The sequence below is a fragment of the Streptomyces sp. NPDC023157 genome, from assembly GCF_055560575.1.
On record NZ_JBVHIL010000007.1, the window covers coordinates 60,430 to 76,457 of the forward strand.

At 73.1% G+C, this 16,028-nt stretch carries 17 protein-coding genes; 8 read left to right on the plus strand and 9 right to left on the minus strand.

Going from position 1 to position 16,028, the window contains the following annotated elements:
- The first annotated feature begins 86 nt into the window (after positions 1-86).
- The 4 genes from ACZ3ZE_RS24990 to ACZ3ZE_RS25005 are packed head-to-tail and all read left to right on the plus strand — an operon-like array spanning position 87 to position 3,662.
- Positions 87-1,199, plus strand: a complete 1,113-nt coding sequence (locus ACZ3ZE_RS24990) for an ABC transporter substrate-binding protein (protein ID WP_361177085.1) — start codon at positions 87-89, stop codon at positions 1,197-1,199.
- Positions 1,200-1,232: 33 nt separating this feature from the next.
- Positions 1,233-2,030: an ABC transporter ATP-binding protein gene (locus ACZ3ZE_RS24995; RefSeq protein WP_361177083.1), complete on the plus strand. Its 798-nt coding sequence runs from the start codon at positions 1,233-1,235 to the stop codon at positions 2,028-2,030.
- The gene (locus ACZ3ZE_RS25000) at positions 2,017-2,916 is read left to right on the plus strand and encodes an ABC transporter permease (RefSeq protein WP_361177081.1); all 900 of its coding nucleotides are present in this window, start codon (positions 2,017-2,019) and stop codon (positions 2,914-2,916) included. The genes ACZ3ZE_RS24995 and ACZ3ZE_RS25000 overlap by 14 nt, the downstream gene beginning before the upstream one ends.
- Before the next feature lie 5 nt (positions 2,917-2,921).
- Complete coding sequence (locus ACZ3ZE_RS25005) at positions 2,922-3,662, plus strand: sirohydrochlorin chelatase (protein WP_361177079.1); 741 nt, start codon at positions 2,922-2,924, stop codon at positions 3,660-3,662.
- A 15-nt stretch (positions 3,663-3,677) separates the two neighbouring features.
- On the opposite strand, the gene ACZ3ZE_RS25010 is transcribed toward ACZ3ZE_RS25005, so the two are convergent.
- The 3 genes from ACZ3ZE_RS25010 to ACZ3ZE_RS25020 form a co-directional block, all read right to left on the minus strand.
- Entirely contained in the window at positions 3,678-4,250 is a 573-nt protein-coding gene (locus ACZ3ZE_RS25010) for a TIGR03086 family metal-binding protein (RefSeq protein ID WP_361177077.1), read from the minus strand.
- 106 nt (positions 4,251-4,356) lie between these two features.
- Positions 4,357-4,962, minus strand: coding sequence for a mycothiol-dependent nitroreductase Rv2466c family protein (locus ACZ3ZE_RS25015; protein ID WP_361177075.1), 606 nt, complete (start codon positions 4,960-4,962; stop codon positions 4,357-4,359).
- Between the two features lie 67 nt (positions 4,963-5,029).
- Positions 5,030-5,587, minus strand: coding sequence for a DUF1697 domain-containing protein (locus tag ACZ3ZE_RS25020; protein ID WP_361628960.1), 558 nt, complete (start codon positions 5,585-5,587; stop codon positions 5,030-5,032).
- A gap of 318 nt (positions 5,588-5,905) precedes the next feature.
- Between ACZ3ZE_RS25020 and ACZ3ZE_RS25025 the strand changes: the two genes are divergently transcribed.
- Positions 5,906-6,388, plus strand: coding sequence for a DedA family protein (locus ACZ3ZE_RS25025; RefSeq protein WP_467260767.1), 483 nt, complete (start codon positions 5,906-5,908; stop codon positions 6,386-6,388).
- Positions 6,389-6,426: 38 nt separating this feature from the next.
- On the opposite strand, the gene mgt is transcribed toward ACZ3ZE_RS25025, so the two are convergent.
- From mgt to ACZ3ZE_RS25045, 4 genes are all read right to left on the minus strand, one after another.
- On the minus strand, positions 6,427-7,620 hold the full coding sequence (gene mgt, locus ACZ3ZE_RS25030; protein ID WP_467260769.1) for a macrolide-inactivating glycosyltransferase: 1,194 nt from the start codon (positions 7,618-7,620) through the stop codon (positions 6,427-6,429).
- A 75-nt stretch (positions 7,621-7,695) separates the two neighbouring features.
- Positions 7,696-8,997 carry an ABC transporter substrate-binding protein gene (locus tag ACZ3ZE_RS25035; RefSeq protein ID WP_361177066.1) on the minus strand — a complete coding sequence of 434 codons (1,302 nt, stop codon included), beginning with the start codon at positions 8,995-8,997 and terminating at the stop codon, positions 7,696-7,698.
- Entirely contained in the window at positions 8,994-9,836 is an 843-nt protein-coding gene (locus ACZ3ZE_RS25040) for a carbohydrate ABC transporter permease (RefSeq protein WP_361177064.1), read from the minus strand. The genes ACZ3ZE_RS25035 and ACZ3ZE_RS25040 overlap by 4 nt, the downstream gene beginning before the upstream one ends.
- Positions 9,833-10,789 carry a carbohydrate ABC transporter permease gene (locus ACZ3ZE_RS25045; protein WP_467260772.1) on the minus strand — a complete coding sequence of 319 codons (957 nt, stop codon included), beginning with the start codon at positions 10,787-10,789 and terminating at the stop codon, positions 9,833-9,835. The genes ACZ3ZE_RS25040 and ACZ3ZE_RS25045 overlap by 4 nt, the downstream gene beginning before the upstream one ends.
- Before the next feature lie 180 nt (positions 10,790-10,969).
- On the opposite strand from ACZ3ZE_RS25045, the gene ACZ3ZE_RS25050 reads away from it, so the two are divergent.
- The 3 genes from ACZ3ZE_RS25050 (at position 10,970) to zapE (ending at position 13,880) form a co-directional block, all read left to right on the plus strand.
- Positions 10,970-11,827: a phosphotransferase gene (locus tag ACZ3ZE_RS25050; RefSeq protein WP_467260775.1), complete on the plus strand. Its 858-nt coding sequence runs from the start codon at positions 10,970-10,972 to the stop codon at positions 11,825-11,827.
- Between the two features lie 91 nt (positions 11,828-11,918).
- Positions 11,919-12,749, plus strand: coding sequence for an alpha/beta fold hydrolase (locus ACZ3ZE_RS25055; RefSeq protein ID WP_467260777.1), 831 nt, complete (start codon positions 11,919-11,921; stop codon positions 12,747-12,749).
- Between the two features lie 54 nt (positions 12,750-12,803).
- Positions 12,804-13,880, plus strand: coding sequence for a cell division protein ZapE (gene zapE, locus ACZ3ZE_RS25060; RefSeq protein WP_363293093.1), 1,077 nt, complete (start codon positions 12,804-12,806; stop codon positions 13,878-13,880).
- A gap of 30 nt (positions 13,881-13,910) precedes the next feature.
- Here zapE and ACZ3ZE_RS25065 read toward each other — a convergent pair whose 3' ends face one another.
- Together ACZ3ZE_RS25065 and ACZ3ZE_RS25070 are read right to left on the minus strand one after the other, a co-directional pair.
- Positions 13,911-14,639 carry an exonuclease domain-containing protein gene (locus ACZ3ZE_RS25065; RefSeq protein WP_361177054.1) on the minus strand — a complete coding sequence of 243 codons (729 nt, stop codon included), beginning with the start codon at positions 14,637-14,639 and terminating at the stop codon, positions 13,911-13,913.
- A gap of 97 nt (positions 14,640-14,736) precedes the next feature.
- Positions 14,737-15,990, minus strand: coding sequence for an SAV2148 family HEPN domain-containing protein (locus ACZ3ZE_RS25070; RefSeq protein WP_361177052.1), 1,254 nt, complete (start codon positions 15,988-15,990; stop codon positions 14,737-14,739).
- Between the last annotated feature and the right edge of the window lie 38 nt (positions 15,991-16,028).

Below are 16,028 nucleotides of genomic sequence, written 5' to 3' on the forward strand. Positions count from 1 at the left end.
CGCGATGCCGCTCGACCCGTTCCACCCCGTACGACATAGACACAGACGAAGACTTCGCAGAAGCTGAATCGAGGGGAACACCTCCCGTGCCTGCCACCACCCGTACCACCCTGCGCCGCGGCCTGGCCGCCGCTGCCGCCCTGCCCCTGCTCATCGGGGCGCTCGCCTCCTGCGGCTACGGCTCCGAGGCCAAGAACAACGACGAGAAGAAGGTGGCCGCCGAGGGCGCGAAGCTCTCCGCCGACACCGTACGGCTCGGGTACTTCCCCAACCTGACGCACGCCACCGCGCTGGTCGGCGACCAGGAGGGCATCTTCCAGAAGGAGCTGGGCGGCACCCAGTTGAAGGTGTCGACCTTCAACGCCGGCCCCTCCGAGATCGAGGCGCTCAACGCCGACTCGATCGACATCGGCTTCATCGGCCCCTCGCCGTCCATCAACGGCTTCACCAAGTCCAAGGGCACCAACCTGCGCATCGTCGGCGGCTCGGCCTCCGGCGGCGTGAAGCTGGTCGTCAACCCGGCGAAGATCAAGTCGCTCGACGAGGTCAAGGGCAAGCGGATCGCCACCCCGCAGCTGGGCAACACGCAGGACGTGGCCTTCCTCAACTGGATCTCGGAGAAGGGCTGGAGCGTCGACGCCCAGAGCGGCAAGGGCGACGTCTCCGTGGTCCGCACGGACAACAAGATCACCCCGGACGCCTACAAGTCCGGCTCCATCGACGGCGCCTGGGTGCCGGAGCCGACCGCGTCGAAGCTGGTCAGCCAGGGCGCGAAGGTGCTGCTCGACGAGTCCGACCTGTGGCCGGACAAGAAGTTCGTCATCACCAACATCATCGTGTCGCAGAAGTTCCTGAAGGCGCACCCCGACGTGGTGGAGGCGGTGCTGCGCGGTTCGGTGAAGACCAACGAGTGGATCAACGCCAACCAGGACAAGGCGAAGGCCTCGGCCAACGCCAAGCTGAAGGAGCTGTCCGGCAAGCCGCTCGGCGCCAAGGTGATCGACAGTGCCTGGCCGTCGATCCAGTTCATCGACGACCCGCTGGCGGCCACCCTGCGGGCGCAGGCCGACCACGCGGTGAAGGCCGGTCTCCTCAAGCAGCCCGACCTGAACGGCATCTACGACCTGAAGGCGCTCAACAAGGTCCTGAAGGCCGCGGGCAAGCCCGAGGTCTCCGACGCCGGTCTCGGCGCGAAGTAACCCAGCCGCAGCTCAACCCAGGAGGTGACGACCATGGCCACGACCACGACGCTCGCCAAGGCCGAGGACCGCGCGGGCGCGGTGGGTCACGCCGCGCGCATCGAGCACGTCTCGAAGTCCTTCGGCGGTCCCGCCGGCGGACAGCTCGTCCTCGACGACATCTCGCTCGATGTCGCCCCGGGTGAGTTCGTCACCCTCCTGGGCGCCTCGGGCTGCGGCAAGTCCACCCTGCTCAACCTGGTCGCCGGGCTCGACCGGCCGTCCGCGGGGTCCATCGAGACCCCCGGCGGCCGGCCGGCCCTGATGTTCCAGGAGCACGCCCTGTTCCCGTGGCTCACCGCGGGCAAGAACATCGAGCTCGCGCTGAAGCTGCGCGGGCTGCCGAAGGCCGAGCGCCGCCCGGAGGCCGAGCGGCTGCTCGAACTGGTGCGGCTCGGCGGCTCGTACGACAAGCGCGTCCACGAGCTGTCCGGCGGCATGCGGCAGCGGGTGGCTCTGGCCCGGGCGCTCGCCCAGGACAGCGACCTGCTGCTGATGGACGAGCCGTTCGCCGCGCTCGACGCGATCACCCGGGACGTGCTGCACGACGAGCTCACCCGGATCTGGCGGGAGACCCGGCTCTCGGTCCTCTTCGTCACGCACAACGTGCGCGAGGCCGTGCGGCTGGCCGAGCGCGTCGTCCTGCTGTCCTCCCGGCCCGGCCGGATCGCCCGCGAGTGGACCATCGGCATTCCGCAGCCGCGCCGCATCGAGGACGCCGCCGTGGCGGAGCTGTCCGTCGAGATCACCGAAGAACTGCGTGGGGAGATCCGCCGCCATGGCCAGCACTGAGACGACGCCGCCCGCCGAGCGGGTGAAGGCCGACGACCTCGCCGGTCTGGAGGCCGGACTCGACGCGCTCGACAGCGTGCAGGTCCGGCGGGCCCCGGTGCGCGAGGTCCTCCTGAAGAAGGTTCTGCCGCCGGTCCTCGCCATCGCGCTGGTGCTGGTGGTGTGGCAGCTCCTGGTGACCTTCGAGGTCGCCGACGCGGGCAAGCTGCCCTCCCCGGGCGCCGTGTGGGACAGCCTGTCCGCGATGTGGCTGGAGGGCACCCTCCTCGAAGTCCTGTGGACCAGCGTGTCCCGAGCCCTGCTGGGCTTCCTGCTCGCCCTCGCGATCGGCACTCCGCTGGGCCTGCTGGTCGCCCGGGTGAGTGTGGTGCGGACGGCGATCGGCCCGATCCTGTCCGGACTGCAGTCACTGCCGTCGGTCGCCTGGGTGGCGCCCGCGGTCCTGTGGCTGGGCCTCAACGACAGCATGATGTACGCGGTGATCCTGCTCGGCGCGGTCCCGTCCATCGCCAACGGCCTGGTGGCCGGCGTGGACCAGGTGCCGCCGCTGTTCCTGCGGGCCGGGCGGACGCTCGGCGCGACCGGACTGAAGGGCGCCTGGCACATCGTGATGCCGGCCGCGCTGCCCGGCTACCTCGCGGGCCTGAAGCAGGGCTGGGCGTTCTCGTGGCGCTCGCTCATGGCGGCGGAGATCATCGCCTCCTCCCCCGACCTGGGCCTCGGCCTCGGCCAGCTCCTGGAGAACGGGCGCAACAACTTCGACATGCCGGGGATCTTCCTGGCGATCTTCCTGATCCTGCTCGTCGGTGTCGCCATCGACCTGCTGGTGTTCAGCCCGGTGGAGCGTGCCGTACTGCGCCGCCGCGGCCTGCTGGTGAAGGCCTGATCCCCATGACCGCCCCGACTCTGCTCGTCATCGCCCACGGCAGCCGCGACCCGCGGCACGCGGCGACCGTCCAGGCGCTGGTCCGCCGGGCCGGCGCGCTGCGGCCGGGGCTGCGGGTGGAGACGGCGTTCCTGGACTTCAACCTGCCGTCGGTGCCGGGGGTGCTCGACCGGCTCGCCGCCGACGGGGTGCGGGAGGTGGTGGCGCTGCCGCTGCTGCTGACCCGCGCCTTCCACGCGAAGGCCGACATCCCCGCCGTCCTGCGGCAGGCCCCGGCCGGGCTGCGGGTCCGGCAGGCGGAGGTCCTCGGCCCCTCGCCGCTGCTGCTCGCGGCGGTGGAACGGCGGCTGTACGAGGCCGGGCTCACGCCCGGCGACAAGAGCGCGACCGGGGTCGTCCTGGCCTCGGCGGGCTCCACCGACCCGGAGGCGATCGCAGTGATCGCAGAAACGGCGCGGGAGCTGCGGCGCACCGGTTGGTGCTCCGTGCGGCCTGCGTTCGCCTCCGCATCTCTGCCGCGTACGGACGAGGCGGTACGGGCGCTCCGCGCCGAGCCCGGCGTCCGCCGGGTGGCCGTGGCCCCGTACGTGATCGCGCCGGGCCGCCTCCCGGACCGCATCGCGGCGGGCGCGGCCGACGCCGACGTCCTCGCGGACGTCCTGGGGCCCGCCCCGGAGCTGGCCCGGCTGCTCCTGGAGCGGTACGCGTCCGCCGTGAGCGCCCCGGCCGACCGGTTGACCGGCTAGGGGCAGGACACCCCTCTAGCCCTTCGGCGTACGCCCGCTGAGGGCGAGGGCCCGGGTGAAGGGGTCGGCGTCGTCGGGGACGGCGACCGGCTCGGCGAAGCCGTCGTACTGGCGGAAGATCTCCGCGTACCGCTCGACGACGCCGAGCAGGAAGACGGCGGTGTCCTCGGGGACCGCGAAGGATCCGCCGGTGGAGGCGGCCAGGTCCCAGCCGTGCAGGGCGAGTTCCTTGACCAGCATCGACGCGATCTCGGGGGCGGCGACGGAGCTGCCGCCGAGGTCGACCTCGCCGTCCCATGCCTCGGGCTTCTCCCAGGCGGCGAGCGCCCGGTCGAGCTGGGCGGCGTACCGCTCGGCCCAGTCGGTGTCGGCGGTGAAGTCGCGCTGGACGGTCTCCTCGGGCAGCTGGGTGCGCAGGGCGCGGTGTTCGAGGCCGTGCGCGCTGTAGAGGACCAGGTGGTTGGCGAGTTCGCGGACCGTCCAGTCGGCGCAGACGGACGGCGCGGCGAGCTGCTGCGGGGTGATCCCCCGGGTGACGCGGGCGGCTTCGGCGGCGCAGACGGTGAGGTGTGCGTGGATCTCGTTCATGCCGTCGACGCTACGGGGGCCGCCCGGCCCGGTCTTGAATTTTCGCGACAGGGGCCGCCGGGCCGGGGCCAGGCCCCACGGGCCCGGCCTGGCCCGAAGGACGGGCCTAGGCGAAGTCGAGGCCGCCGGTGCGGGTGCGCTTGAGCTCGAAGAGGTCGGGGTGGGCGGTCAGCACGCGGTAGCTGTCGAAGAGTTCGGCGGCCCGCTCGCCGCGCGGGATGGCCCGCAGCACGGGCCCGAACCAGGCGGTGCCGTCGACGTGCAGGGTGGGGGTGCCGACGTAGGCGTCGGCCTCGGGGTCCTTGCCGGCGTCGTGACTGCGCCGGACGGCCTCGTCGTACGCGGGGTCGTGGGCGGCCTCGGCGAGGGCGGCGGGCAGGCCGAGTTCGGCGAGGGACTCGGCGATCACGGCGTCGAAGTCCTTGTTCTTCTGCTCGTGGATGCGGGTGCCGTACGCGGTGTAGAGCGGGCGCAGGATCTCCTCGCCGTGCTGTGCGGCAGCGGCGGCGGCGACCCGGACGGGGCCGATGGAGGCGTCGACGAGGGTGCGGTACCAGTCGGGCAGGTCGTTGCCCTCGTTGTGGAGGTAGAGGCTCATCACGCGGAAGCGCAGGTCGAGGTCGCGGTGCCGCTCGACTTCGAGGATCCAGCGGGAGGTGATCCAGGCGAAGGGGCAGGCGGGGTCGAAGTAGAAGTCCACGGTGGTCGTCATGGAAGAGACCCTAGCCAGCCGATGGCCCGGAACACCGGGCCATTCGCACCTCGTCGCACTGGGCCATTCACCCCTCGGCCGCGGTCATCTCCACCAGCTTGACGACGGTGTTCCAGTTGCGGGCGGTGACGGTGACGTCCTTGTTGAGGGAGGGCCGGGAGACGGCCTCGGCGAGTTTGGAGGTGCCGAGGCCGCCGGGGACGTAGAGGTAGAGGACCCGGTCGCCGAGGGCGAAGGCCTCGGGCAGGAACGCCTCCTGGTCGATCCTGGCGAAGCGGTCCGCCGTGACGGGCCCGGAGTAGTAGAGGGCGTGCAGCTGCTTGCCCTCCAGTTCGGCCGCGGGGAACGGGCAGGCTTCGGCGACGGCCGCGAGATAGGCGTGGTCGCGCACGAGGCAGGGGACGCGGAAGCCGAAGTGCTCCTCGATCGCCGCTTCGAGGGCGGCGGCGAGCTCGTCCTCGGAGTCCTCGCGGTCGGTGGTGAAGACGGCGTTGCCGCTCTGCAGATAGGTGCGCACCCCGCGGTGGCCGAGCCCTTCGAGGACGGAACGGAGCTCCGCCATGGGGACCTTGTTGCGTCCGCTCACGTTGATCCCGCGCAGCAGGGCCGCGTACGTCGTGTTCATGCCCACACCCTAGGACGGCCGCCGTGCCCCGTGGGGGAGGGCGCGACGGCCGCCGGCCGCGGGGGGCTCCTGGAACGGAGCTCTCCGGTAGCTGGCCGAAACCCTGTCCGATGGGAGGGGGTGAATCAAGGGCTCCACGCGGCTGTGACTTATTCAACAACGTTTCGTAATAAGGAATCGGGACGAGCCGTCCGATTGCGACGGAGCACGTCCGCGGTCCCGGCCGGCCCGGCGCCCCGCATCCACCCCGTCCGCGTTCGGTTAGGGTTACCTTGCCTGGCGTACGGGCGGGCAAGGAACCCGGAGGACGGAACCGTCGTGGATAAGATCGCGCTCACGGCCGGCGCCCTGTACGTCATCATCCTGCTCCGCGCCGGAGGGACGTTCGCCGTCGGCTGGCTCGCCGGCGCCGGCGCCCGGCGCAGCAGGTTCGCCGGGCGGATCTCCTCGGAGAAGTTCCTGCGCGCCGAGCGGTCGATCCAGCGGTGGGGCGCCCCGGTGGTGGCCGTCTCCTTCCTGACCGTCGGCTTCCAGACCGCCGCCAACTTCCTCGCGGGCAGCATGCGCATGCCGTTGCCGCGCTACCTCCCCGCCCTGTTCGTGGGCGGGGCGGCCTGGGCCCTGGTCTACGCGACCGCTGGCCTCGGCGTGCTCGAAGTGCTGGGCCGCCTCTTCGCCGAGCACACGGCCCTCGGGGTGTCCGCCGTGGCCGCCCTCCTCCTCGCTGTGTGCGCTGTGATGGCGTACCGCAGGAGGCGGACGGCGGTGCCCGCGGCCGACACGGCGGCCGAGGAGGCCTGAGCCCCGGACAGGGGTGCGGGCCGCCCGCGTGGAGGGACCTACGGGAGTTCCGCCTCGATCAGGTCGGCCGCGCGGCGCGTCCCGCCCTCATGGGCCATCGCCTCCTGGATCAGCCGGGCGCGGCGGGCCACCTCGGGGTCGGCGACGAGGGTGAGCACGGCCTCGCGCAGGCGCTCGGGCGTGACCTCGTCCTTCGGCAGGTGGCGGGCGACGCCGAGCGACTGGAGCATGTCGGCGTTGCCGAACTGGTCGACCGCCTGCGGCACGGCGACCATCGGGATCGCCGTGGCCAGGCCCTCCTGGCTGCCGCCCGCGCCCGCGTGGGTGACGAAGGCGTCGGCCTCCGCCAGGATCGCGGGCTGCGGGACCCAGGAGCGCACCTCGATGTTGTCCGGGACCTCGCCGAGCTCGGCCGGGTCGACGAACTTCCCGATCTGGAGGACGACATGCCAGTCGTCGAGGCCGCCGAAGGCCTCGACGCAGTCCCGGTAGAAGGCCGGCTGCTTGGTGTAGGAGGAGCCGAGCGAGACCAGGAGCAGCTTTCCGGCGCCCTCCGGCCGCCGCCACCGCGCGGGCTCGGCGCGCTCGCCGCGACAGGCGCCGACGAAGGTGAAGACGGACTCGTCGACCCGGTCGGCGTGCGGCTGGAGCGCCCGGGGGATGAGCACGAGCCCGCGGCGCGGGCGGCCCACGAACGCGTCGGGGTGGGTGGGGACGCCGTGCGCGGTGAGCCACGCGGTGAAGCGCGCGTAGTACGCCTGGCCGCGCGGCGTGGCCTTGAGCTCCGCGTACATCGGCTCGGCGACCTCCTCCTCGTACCCCTCCCAGGGGACGAGGTTCGGCCAGAGCGAGACGGCGGGGACGCCCCAGGTGTGGGCGAGGACGCGGGCGGGGTACGAGGTGATGTCGTGCAGCACCAGGTCCGGCCGGTCGCCGTCGAAGGCCGCGTCGAGCTGCGGGAGAGCCTGGATCGCGTCGGCGAGGAAGGGCTCGATGTTGTCGATGAGTTCGGTGCCCCACGCGTCGGGGTCGTCGTCGACTGGGAGGGTCGAGCCGTAGACGACGGGGGTGGCGCCGGTCGCGGCGACCTTCTCGGCGAAGGCGGCGGGGATCGCGTAGCTCACCCGGTGGCCCCGGTCGACGAGCTCGCGGATCACGTCGAGGCTGGGGTTCACATGCCCGTGGGCGGCGATGGAGAACATGGCGATGTGGGAGCGGGGGGTCGTGGTCATGCGCCCAGACTAAGTGAGACGATACGTCTCGTCTAAGGAATTACGCGGTTCCCCGGACGCCTCCGCTCCTCGCGTCTACTCGCGCTGATAGCGGGCCAGGACCCTGTTCCCGTCCACCACCAGGCGGGTGCGCAGCTCGGCGGTGTCGATGGCGCCGCTGTAGTACTCCTGGAACGCGGGGGTGGCGACCTTGTCCTTCCACTCCGGGTAGCCGCGCACCGACTGGGCGGGCGCCGGGCTGAGCTGCCGGGCGACGGCCGCGCCGGTGGCCCAGCCGTACGCGGGGGTGTGCAGGGCCGGGTCGGCGAGGGCGGTGGTGGAGGTGGGCAGCATCCAGTCGCCGCGCGCCAGCCGGACCGTGTTGCGGGGCTGGAGGAAGAAGTCGAGGAACCGCGCCGCCTCCTTCTTGTGGGGGCTGTCCTCGGCGATGGACAGGGTCTGCGGGCTGACGCCCTGGGCCAGCCCGCCCGCCCCGGCGGGGGCCGGCAACACCGTCCAGTCGAAGCCCTTCGGCGCCTGCCGGACGATCTGCTGCCGGTACGAGAAGCCCAGCGGGACCATCGCGTACTTCCCGCCGAAGAAGCCGGGCAGGGTGTCCGAGCCGCCGCTGCCGAGGGTGGCGCGGGAGGCGGTGCGGTCGGTGTCCACCATGGCCCGGATGGTGCCGGGCACGACGGCGTCGCCCTCCTCGAACCGCAGCACGGCCTTGCCGTCGGGATCGCGGTGGAAGAGCCGGCCGCCGGCGGAGAGGCCGAGGTTGAGGGAGACGGACACCGGCTCCTTCAGCGGCCAGGCGACCGCGTACCGCCCCTCCCCCATGGCCGCCGTCAGGTCCTTGGCGACCTGCCGGAACTCCGCCCAGCTCCACGGGTGTTCGGCGGTCGGGACGCGCACCCCGGCCTCCTTCAGGAGGGTCCGGTTGGCCATGATCATGCGGGGTTCCTGGAGGAACGGCACCCCGTAGATCCCGTCCCCGAAGGTGGTGGTCCGCCAGCTGCGCGCGGGGATGTCGGCGCGCAGCCGGGCGGGCAGCAGCCCGCGCAGGTCGGCGAGGTAGCCGCCGTACGCGAAGTCGGCGAGGTCGTCGGAGGCGTCATGGATGAGGTCGGGTGCCTCGCCGCCCTCGAAGGAGGTGAGCAGCTGGTCGTGGACCGAGTCCCAGCTGCCCTGCACGTAGTCGACCTGGATGCGGGGGTGGGCGGCGTTCCACTCCCGCACCAGTTCCCTGTTGGCGTCGACGGACTCCGGCTGCCAGGCGAGGGACTGGAAGCGGAGCCGGACCACGCCGTCGGCGGACGGGCCGTCCGTGGCCGAGCAGCCGGTGAGGAGCAGGGTGAGCGCGGCCGCCGCGGCGGTCACCAGGCGTCCGTACCTCATGACTTCACCGCCCCGGCCATCATGCCGCCGGTGATCCGCCGCTGGATGACGGCGAAGACGACGAGGGACGGGAGGGTCGCCAGGAACGCCGCCGCGGCGAGCGGGCCGAGGTCGGCGACGCCCTCGGCGCCGAGGAAGTGGGTGAGGACCACGGGCAGGGTCTGTTTCTCGGGAGTCTTGAGCAGGACCAGCGCGAAGAAGAACTCGTTCCACGCGGTGATGAACGCGAACAGGGCGGTGGCGACGATGCCGGGGCCGAGCAGCGGTGCGGTGACCGAGACGAGGACGCGCAGGCGGCCCGCGCCGTCGACGGCCGCCGCCTCCTCCAGTTCGACGGGGACGGCGCGGACGTACCCGGTGAGCATCCACAGCGCGAACGGCAGCGACCACACCACGTACACCGCCGTCAGGCCGGCCAGGCTGTTCACCAGGTGCAGGTTCTTCAGGACGAGGAAGAGCGGGATGATCAGCAGCACGAACGGGAAGGCCTGGCTGACCACGACCCAGCCGGTGGCGGCGGCCGTCAGCCGGGAGCGGTGCCGGGCCAGCACATAGGCCATGGGCGTGGCGACCAGGACCGCGACGAGGGCGGCGGCGAGCGCCGCGAGCAGGCTGTTCCCGGCCGCGCGGAGCAGCGGCTGCTCGTCGAAGGCCTGCCGGAAGTTGTCGAGCGTGGGGTCGCGCGGGATCCAGGTGGGGTGCGGGGAGCCCAGCTCGGCGGCGGGCTTGAAGGCGGTGGAGATCAGCCAGAGGAAGGGGAAGGCGAGGAAGACCAGGTACGCGAGGAGCGCGAGGTACTGGCCGAACCGCGCGGGCCCGCTGGTGCGGAAGGCGCTCACCGGTCCTCGTCCCCCCTCAGGCGTCCGACGAGATACAGGGCGAGGAGGACGGAGATCACCGCGACCATCACACAGCCCATGGCGGCGGCGTAGCCGAACTGGCCGTAGCGGAAGGCCTCCTCGTAGGCGAAGAGCATGGGCAGCCGGGTCCGGCCGCCCGGTCCGCCGCCGGTCAGCACGTAGACCAGGGCGAAGGAGTTGAAGTTCCAGATCAGGTTGAGGGCGCTGATCGCGAGGGCGACCGGGCGCAGCGCGGGCCAGGTGACGGTGCGGAAACGCTGCCAGGCCCCGGCGCCGTCGAGGGCGGCGGCCTCGTGCAGCTCGCGCGGGGTGTTCTGGAGACCGGCGAGCAGGGCGACGGTCGTCTGCGGCATGCCGGCCCAGACGCCGACCACGAGGACGGCGGGCAGGGCGGTGGCGAGACCGCCGAGCCAGACCCGGTCCTCACCGAGGCCGAGGCCGCGCAGGGTCTCGTTGAGGATGCCCGCGTCCGGGTTGTAGACCAGCCGCCACATGATGCCGACGACGACCTCGGGCATCGCCCAGGGGACGATCGCGAGCGCCCGGGCCAGCCAGCGCAGCCGCAGCTTCTGGTCGAGCAGCAGGGCGAGGCCGAGGGCGAGCAGGAACTGCGGGACGGTGACGCCGACCGCCCAGACGAGGCCGATGCGGAACGAGTCCCAGAACAGGGTGTCGTGCAGCAGGTCCCGGAAGTTGAGGGCGCCGATCCAGCCGGTGGCCTGGGTGCGCCCCGACTGGGCGTCGGTGAAGGCCAGCGCGATGCCGTACAGGATCGGGCCGACGCTGAGCAGCAGGATGGGCAGGAGGGCCGGCAGCACCAGGAACCAGGGACTCTGAAAGGGGCCGGGGCTCGGGCGGGGGCGGCGGGCGCCGGGGGTCCGGGCGGGTGTCCGGCGTCTCGCGGACCGCCGGTCCGCGGTCGTCGCACTCACAGACCTGCCCCCTTCGCGCGGTCGACCCGGGGCCCGGCCGAGCCGGTCCGCCCGGTGAGCCGCCTCGCACCGGTCACGCTGTCCAGGGCGGTCATCGTCCTGAGGGGCCGTCGGTTCGTCAAGGCGACCTGCGCGGATGCGAGACTTTGGCGGAAACGCGACGGCTGTGGGGAGAGAACGATGGACGAGGCGCGGGCACGGGAGATCCTGGCCGCCGCCGGACTGCGGGCGGCCGACGCGGCGCTGCTCGCGCTGGGCGAGAACGCGGTCTTCGCCCTCGGCGAGCTGGTGGTCAAGGTCGGCCGGGACGCCGAGCTGCTGCCGCGCGCCGAGCGGGAGCTGGCGCTGGCCGGCTGGCTCGCGGAGGCCGGTGTGCCGGCGGTACGGGCGGCGGAGCCCGCGCCGCGGGTCGCGGAGGGGCACCCGGTCACCCTGTGGCAGCGGCTGCCCGAGGCGGTCCGGCCCACCGAGCCCCGGGATCTGGCGCCGCTGCTCCGGCTGGTGCACGCGCTGCCCGAGCCCGCCGCGTTCACGCTGCCGCGCCGGGAGCTGCTCGGCGGGGTGGAGCGCTGGCTGCGGCTGGCGGGCGACGCGATCGACCCGGCCGACGCGGCGTTCCTGCGCGAGCGCCGCGACGCCTTCGCCCCGGCGGCCGCCGCCCTCACCCCGCGGCTGACGCCCGGCCCGATCCACGGCGACGCGCTCCCCCGCAACGTCCACGTCGGGCCCGAGGGGCCGGTCCTCGTGGACCTGGAGACCTTCTCCTCCGATCTGCGCGAGCACGACCTGGTGGTGCTGGCCCTCTCCCGCGACCGCTACGGCCTCGACCCGGCCGCGTACGACGCCTTCACCGAGGCGTACGGCTGGGACGTGCGCGCCTGGGAGGGCTGCGCGGTACTGCGCGGGGCGCGGGAGACCGCGAGCTGCGCCTGGGTCGCGCAGCACGCGCCGGCCAACCCGAAGGCGCTCGCCGAGTTCGAGCGGCGGGTCGCCTCGCTGCGGGACGGCGACCCCGAGGTGCGCTGGTACCCGTTCTGAAAGGGGTACGACAGCCCTGCGCCGGTCCTGCGGCGGCCGACCTGACATCATGAATCCCTGTCGAACCGGCTGCCGGGAACGGGGTGTTGTCATGCGGGTGGAGCTTTCGGACGTCACGCTGGACGTCGAGGTGAGCGGCGAGGGTCCGGCCGTGCTGCTGGTGCACGGCTTCCCGGACTCCCACCATCTGTGGCGGCACCAGGTGTCCGCGCTGAACGCCGCCGGATACCGGACGATCGCGCCGACCCTGCGGGGCTTCGGCGCCTCGGACCGGCCGGAGGGCGGCCCGGAGGCCTACTCCCCGGCGGCGTCGGCGGCGAACCTGGTGGAGCTGCTGGGGCGCCTGGAGATCGACCGGGCGCACGTGGTCGGCCACGACTGGGGCTCGGGCATCGTGCAGGGCCTCGCCCAGGTCCGGCCGGAGCTGGTGCGGAGTCTGGCCATCCTGTCCGTCGGCCACTTCGGGGCCATCCGGGGCGCGGGCTGGGAGCAGCGGCAGCGCTCCTGGTACATGCTGCTGTTCCAGCTGCCGGAGCTCGCAGAGAACTGGCTGTCCCACGACGACTTCGCCCACCTGCGCGACATGCTGGGCGAGCACCCCGACGCGGAGGCCGTGCTGGAGCCGCTGCGGGCGCCGGGCGCGCTGACGGCGGCGCTGAACATCTACCGCTCGGGCGTGCCGGCCGAGGTCCAGTTCGCCCCGGCGCTGCCGCTGCCGCCGCTGCCGGCGCAGGTCCCCGTGATGGGCGTCTGGTCCACCGGCGACCGTTTTCTCACCGAGGCGCAGATGACGGGCACGGCCGCGTACGTCGCCGGGTCCTGGCGCTACGAGCGGGTGGAGGACGCGGGCCACTGGCTCCAGCTGGACCAGCCGGAGACTGTCAACGAGCTGCTGCTCTCCTTCCTCAAGGAGAACGGCTAGGGGCACGCCCCGCCGCCCCGCCGAGCCCCCGCGTACGAACGGATGAACAGACAGGTGCCCCAGCACGCCCAGGCCATGCGCCGTCACTTCCACGAGGCGGCGGCACGACGCGGCTTCTCCGTCGCCCCCGCGCAGGAGGCCGCCGTCGAGCGGCTGGCCCGGTTGGCGGGCGAACTCGCCCGGCCGGCCTGGACCTTCCCCAGGCCGCCGCGCGACCTGTACGTCTGGGGCCCGGTGGGCCGGGGGAAGTCCTGGCTGGTGGACACCTTCTACGAGGGGCTGCCGACCGGGCGCAAGCGCCGGCTGCACTTCCACGACTTCTTCCGCCGGCTGCACGACGGGGTGGCCGGTCCGGGCGCCCGGCACGACGGGCAGAGCGCCGTCGACAGCGCCCTCGACGAGCTGATCGGCGACAGCCGGGTCCTGGTCTTCGACGAGTTCCACGCCCACGACGCGGGCGACGCGATGCTGATCGCCCGCCTCTTCCGTACCCTGCTCGACCGGCGGATCACGCTGGTCACCACCTCGAACTACCCGCCCGCCGGGCTGATGCCGGACCCGCTCTACCACCACCTGTTCGAGCCGACCATCCGGCTCATCGAGGAGCGGATGGACGTCCTGGACGTCACGGGGCCGGTGGACTTCCGCCGGGTCGCGGCGCCCGAGACGGGCGACGGTGGCCGCCGGTTCGCGACGGGCCTGTGCCTGCCCCCGGGCGACACCGGCCTGGAAGCGCTCGGCCTCCCCGCCCCGGAGCCCGCGGAGGCCACCGCCGTCCACGCCCACCTGCGGGAGCTGCCGGCCCGCGCGGTGCGCGGCGAGCTCGTCTGGTTCGCCTTCGACGCCCTGTGCGAGGCGGCGACGGGCGTGCCCGACTACCTGGCCCTCGCCGAACGCTTCCCCACCCTGGTCCTCGACGGGGTGCCCGCGCTGACCGAGGCCTCGGCGGACGGACGGCAGCGGTTCGCGAACCTCGTCGACGTGGCCTGCGACCGGGACATCCGACTGGTCCTCATCGGCGCCGACCCTTTGGCCGCGCTCCCCGCCGGCCAGGCCCTCACCCGCGACCTGGACCGCACGGCCAGCCGTCTCGCGATGCTCCGGCGGACGGACCCGGCCCGCTCCGTCTGACCGCTCTGCCCGGCGCGCCCCGGCTAGGCCCTAGCCCACGACCGGCGCCGGGGTGCGCAGCGGCCAGACCGGGTCGACGACCGCGTCGGCGCTGCCCTTGCGGCGCAGGAAGGACTGGAAGTCCTCGGCCCACTCCCGGTACCAGTCGATCTGACGTTCGTGCAGCTCGGCCGGGGCGAGGGCGGCGACGGACGCGTGCCGTTCGGCTATCGCGACGGCCACCTCCACCGCGGCGAGCGCGTCGGCGGCGGCCTGGTGGGCGCTGGTGAGCACCACCCCGTACTCGGTGCAGACCGCTTCGAGGGTGCGCTTGCCGCGCCGGTAGCGGTCGACGGCCCGGTCGATGGTGTACGGGTCGATGACGGGGCCTATGGAGGGGGCGGGGGTGCCCAGGCGCTCGCTGAGCGAGGGCAGTCCGTGCCGGCGCAGCTCGGCGGAGAGCAGGGTCAGGTCGAACGAGGCGTTGTAGGCGACGACCGGGACGCCCTCCCGCCAGTACCCCGTGAGCGTGTCGGCGACCTCGTCGGCGACCTCGCGCACCGGCCGGCCCTCGGCCGCGGCCCGCTCGCTGCTGATGCCGTGGATCGCGGAGGCCTGCTCCGGGATGCGGATGCCGGGGTCGGCGAGCCAGTCGTGCCGGCGGACCACCCGGCCGCCGTGGACGCCGACGACCGAGGCCGTGACGATCCGGGCCTCGAGCGGTTCGGTGCCGGTGGTCTCCAGGTCGAAGCCGACCAGCGGTTCCGCGTGCCAAGCCATCGGGTCCTCCTTACGTGATCTCCCCCGTGGTGCTGCACACCCTCGCACGCGCCACTGACAATCCGGCCGGGGGGCGGCCGGAAAGCGGCCGCGGGGGTCAGGAGACGGGTCGGGAATCGAGCCACACGGACTCGAATTCCTCCCGGTATGTCGCGAAAAGTCCGTGGTCCGCGTCACGGTCGGGGCCGTGTCCGGCGCGCACCACGTTCCGCCCGCCGCCGCGCAGCACCAGCACGGGGGCCTCCATGCCGCGCGCCTTGCGCAGGTACGACTGGATGACGGCGAGCCCGTCCGGGCCGTCCCCGTCGACCAGGTAGGCGGTGAACCGCGGGGTCTCGTCGAAGACGTGGATCTGGAAGGCGCCGGGATCGCGCAGCTTGGAGCGGACCCGGCGCATGTGGAGGATGTTCATCTCCACCGCGCGGCTCAGCTCGCCCTTCTTGAGGCCGAGTTCCCGCTCGCGCCGCTTGACCGCACTGCTGGCCGGGTTGAGGAAGAGCAGCCGGATCCGGCAGCCGGACTCGGCGAGCCGGATCATCCGGCGCCCGGAGAAGTTCTGCACGAGCAGGTTCAGGCCTATGCCGGTGGCGTCGAGCCGCCGGGCCCCGCCGAACAGGTCCTCGGCGGGCAGCTGCCGCTGGAGCCTGACCCGGTCCGGGTGGACGGAGACGACGTCGGCGTACCGGTCGCCGACCAGGTCCTCGACGGCGTCGACCGGCAGCCGGTCGGCGGAGGGTACCCCCGCCCCGCTCCCGAGGATCTCCAGGAGCCGGGCGGAGGCCCGCTCGGACTGGGCGAGCACGGTCAGCGACAGGGCCCGGTTGCGGGAGACGACGTTACGGGTCACCTCCAGCTCGTCCAGGGCCAGTTCGACCTCGCGCCGGTCGTCGAAGTAGGGCTCGAAGCACGGCCAGTGCTGCACCATCAGCTCCCGCAGCTGCGGGAGGGTGAGGAAGCTGAGCACGTTGTCGTCGGCCGGGTCGAGCAGATAGCCCTTGCGCCGCGAGACCTCACGGACGGCCACCGCCCGCTGGACCCACTCCTGGCCGGCCGGCCCGGCCGCGGCCACCACCCACTCCTCGCCGTGCACCGGCTCGTACACCGGCCGCAGCACCGCCGCGACGACGGCCCGCAGCCGCTGCTCGACGAGGTTGAGCCAGATGTAGGCGCGGCCGGCCCGCTGGGCCCGGGTGCGCACCTCGCTCCACGCCTCCGCGCCCCAGTCGAGCTCGGCCCCGATCTCCACCGGGCGGGCGACGGAGACCGCGCCGGGCGGCGCGTCCGCCGGGTCCGCGGGATCCGACTCGTGACCCGCGTCCCCTGGGGGCAGCTCCAGACCTCCCGAGCTCACCCGCGCACCGCCTTCTGCTCCCGACACCCGCACTGACA